At 40.6% G+C, this 1,286-nt stretch carries 1 protein-coding gene; it reads right to left on the bottom strand.

Annotated elements, in window-relative coordinates:
- Window positions 1-41: 41 nt before the first annotated feature.
- A protein-coding gene (locus tag ACQXR1_RS22085) for an IS3 family transposase (RefSeq protein WP_430772878.1) occupies window positions 42-1,192 on the bottom strand; the annotation gives its coding sequence in 2 pieces (ribosomal slippage) (window positions 42-919 and window positions 919-1,192; 1,152 coding nt in all).
- Window positions 1,193-1,286: the final 94 nt, after the last annotated feature.

Below are 1,286 nucleotides of genomic sequence, written 5' to 3' on the forward strand. Positions count from 1 at the left end.
GGGACTGACCCCCGTTTTTGAGACAGGGATCAAAACACCTTTTAAACAGCCAATTGCCGATAATTTATCGGTGATTGGTTGTTTAGTTTTGTTTGAATGCGAATATTGTTATAATAATGAATGTATTCTATGACAGTGCGTTCTACGATGGCGGTCGTAGTTCGATCAATGCTGTTCAGATAGAACGTTTCAGACTTTAGTGAGGAATGAAACGATTCGATGGAGGCATTATCAGCGGGCGTCCCTTTGCGGGACATGCTCATGGTAATGCCTTTTGTTTTAACAGCTTTTTGATACTCGTAAGATGTATACACAGAACCTTGATCACTATGTAACACGCAGTTCTCAGGCAGCGTTGGTAGCTGATCAAGTGTGTTTAAGACAAAGTCTGTGTCCTGCTTATCGCCAATCGTAAAAGCAATCACTTCCCCATTGTATAAATCTAATATACTGGAAAGGTACAATTGTTTCTGCCCATAAGGCAAATATGTGATGTCCGTTACTAGTTTTTCAAGAGGGCGATCAGACTGAAAGTTCCGATCTAATATATTATCGACCACGGCATATGGCTGCCCATCCTTCTTGCGCTTTTTCACCTTAACTTGGCACTGCCATTGATTTTTCTGCATAATACGTTGAACCGTTTTATGGTTAATACACATTCTCTTTTTTAGTATGGCAGTGATTTTTCGATATCCATATCGATACTTGTGCTCTCGGCACAACGTGCCGATTTGTTTTTCCAAATGGCGCTTGGGATGATCCTTCATCAAATTCTTCTTCCAACGATAATAAGACGCTCGAGAAATACCTAAATGAATACAGATATCCTGCACAGTCATTGTGCTGTGCAATATTTCTACAAGTTCGACCGACGTTTCGCTATCAACTGCCTTTCCAATTCGTTGTACTTTTTTAAAACTTCATTCTGTTGTCTCAGATAATGATTCTCTGCCTGCAGTTTCTCTAATTCGGAAGAATACTCCGGGCCTTTTCCGTAAGTGTATTGCTTTCCAACAGGCTGTTCAAATCGATGTGTATCACCAGCCTTATACCATCTGACCCATGTCTGAACCTGTGTCTTATTCTTAATATTCAATTCCTGCATGATCTCTTTCATAGGCACGCCTGCCAATCTCATTTCTACAGCCTTCTGTTTCACTTCAACCGGATAACTCACTCTTGTCCCCATTGAAAAAACACCTCCAAGTCTAATTTCGGATAACAATCATCCGTATTCAAACTTGAGGGTGTTTTTATTTGTCTCATCTTATGGGGTCAGTCCC

The organism is Bacillus sp. ATD (assembly GCF_050585765.1).
GTDB lineage: Bacteria > Bacillota > Bacilli > Bacillales > Bacillaceae > Bacillus > Bacillus stercoris.